The sequence below is a fragment of the Aequoribacter sp. genome (genome assembly GCF_965659035.1).
In the GTDB taxonomy this organism is placed as follows: Bacteria; Pseudomonadota; Gammaproteobacteria; order Pseudomonadales; family Halieaceae; genus Aequoribacter.
Map to the genome: position 1 here is coordinate 1 of NZ_CBFHWH010000162.1, position 1,986 is coordinate 1,986.

A 1,986-nucleotide genomic window follows, 5' to 3' on the forward strand; every position below is an offset into this window, starting at 1 on the left:
CAGTAAACACGATGGGTTTGGTGGTCCCTCGTCGCGAGTGATTGCGCACCACATGGCCAGTCGTACCTCTGAAGAAGCCCGGCAAGATGTGCGCGAGATGATGGACGTTCAGCAAATTGATTCACGCACTTGGTTCATCGTCATGCCCTGGGTGAATGTGGCGGTCATGGAAACCGACGAAGGCTTGCTGTTATTGGATACCGGTTACGCGCCCGCAGGCCCTGTGCTGATTGATGTTTTAAAAGAAATCAGCGAAAAACCACTACACACCATTGTTTTTACCCACCATCATTTGGACCATGCATACGGTGCGTGGGCTTTTCAGCAAGCTGGCTTGACGCCACGCATTATTGCCTCTGACGCGTTCCTAACCGAAATGGGCTTAGATGTTCAGCTGGCTAATTTTGCGAATGCGCGTATGAATAACCAAGACCCTAGAGATATTCCGCGTACCATGGCCGAAATGGTTGCTCCGACCGAGACCTTTACTGGGACCAAGAGCTTGGTTATGGGCGGCGAGACCTTTGTACTACACGCTGCCCGTGGCGAGACTGAAGACCACGTTTGGATTCATGCGCCTGAGCGGAACATTGTGGTCAGTGGTGACTTTCATCAGCCGTTTTTGCCCAACGCCGGCAACGGTAAACGTCGCCAGCGACACATCGACGAGTGGGCCCAAGCACTGCGTGCCATGGCGGCTACCAAGCCCGACACGCTGCTGCCCATGCACGGACCGGTCATTCAAGGCGCGGACCTCGTTCAAGAAAAACTCGATACGGTAGCCAGCGCCTTTGAATCGATTGTTGCCCAAGTGACTCAAGGCTTGAACGCGGGTATGAGCCAAGACGCGATTATCCATAGTGTGGAATTGCCACTTGAGCTAAAAGACCACCCCGATCTGGATCCCTATTACAATACCGTGACCGATCTAGCGAAGATGGCAGTGCGTCAGTACACCGGCTGGTGGGACGGCGTCCCATCGCACTGGCAGGCACCCAGAACTCGAACAATCGCGCTGGCTGTGATTGAGGCTGCGGGTGGTATAGATGCATTTTTAGAGAAAACTCAGGCGATGATGGCATCGGATATCGCCATAGCGAGCCAATTTGCCGATTGGGCCCTGGAGGCCTACCCTCGAAATCGTGCGGTTTTAGATTTGAGTATGGACGTTTACGCAAAACGCATTGTGCCGGGTACGCCGTTGAATGAAATCTCTGTGTATTTAGGTCACATGGCTGAGCTTAAGTGGCGTATGGCGCGGTTAGATCAATAAACTTGGTCGTGGGTGCCGATATCCAAAAGTACAATGATCGCGCAATTCTTCAATTAAACCTTCGAGCATTTGGATGCCGGAAAGGTCACATAGGTTAACTGCATGGAGTGGGGAGTGTGTAAAAACAGGGCTAGTCACTGATGGAGCTCTACCAATGTAATTCAATATTCATCGATTCGTGTAGTACTCGCACAACGCGGATGGTATTTGCTGTCACTGTGTAAAAAATAAAGTGATGATTTATTTTGTAGTGGCGGTAGCCCTCTCGGATACCGTCGCATCGCCTGCCGACTTTTGGATTCTCTTGAATGGTATTCATACCAATTTCGAGCTCATCAAAGTACTTGTCCGCTTGCTCTAACCCGAAGTTTTCATGCGTATAAAGCCATATGTCTTTCAAGTCTCTCTGTGCCTTTGACTGAACACGAATTTGGCGCATTAATTACCCTAGTCCGGCGGTGAATTTGGCCTCAGCTCTGACGGCGTTCATGTCAAGCTCACCCGCATCGCCGCTTTTTTCACCTTCTATTAATGCTTGACGGAGTTTCTGTAGGGCGGAGTCAGCGTCTCGCTCCTCGAGCAAACGAAGCGAGTCTCGCACCAATTCGCTCGCGCTGGCATAACGTCGATTTTTGCCCACATTTGCGTCGATGTAGGCATTCCAATATTCACCGAGGCTAAGTGTTTGCGATTTGACTTGCGACATATCATCA

General features: G+C 50.9%; 3 protein-coding genes. 1 reads left to right on the forward strand and 2 read right to left on the reverse strand.

Translation table 11 applies throughout. The features are described 5' to 3' along the window. Positions 1-1,273, forward strand: a 1,273-nt coding sequence (locus ACTF5Z_RS12035; protein ID WP_438985845.1) for an MBL fold metallo-hydrolase, incomplete at its 5' end; no start/stop codon positions are given. Positions 1,274-1,421: 148 nt separating this feature from the next. Here the strand turns inward: ACTF5Z_RS12035 and ACTF5Z_RS12040 are convergent. Together ACTF5Z_RS12040 and ACTF5Z_RS12045 are read right to left on the reverse strand one after the other, a co-directional pair. Next, a complete protein-coding gene (locus tag ACTF5Z_RS12040) occupies positions 1,422-1,712 on the reverse strand; it encodes a type II toxin-antitoxin system RelE/ParE family toxin (protein WP_438985846.1) in 291 nt (96 codons plus the stop codon). Between the two features lie 3 nt (positions 1,713-1,715). Further along, positions 1,716-1,986, reverse strand: a 271-nt coding sequence (locus tag ACTF5Z_RS12045; RefSeq protein ID WP_438985847.1) for a type II toxin-antitoxin system ParD family antitoxin, incomplete at its 5' end; no start/stop codon positions are given.

Excerpts from the sequence above, each read along its gene's own strand:
- ACTF5Z_RS12040 (WP_438985846.1), bottom strand. The coding sequence starts at position 1,712 with ATGCGCCAAATTCGTGTTCAGTCAAAGGCACAGAGAGACTTGAAAGAC.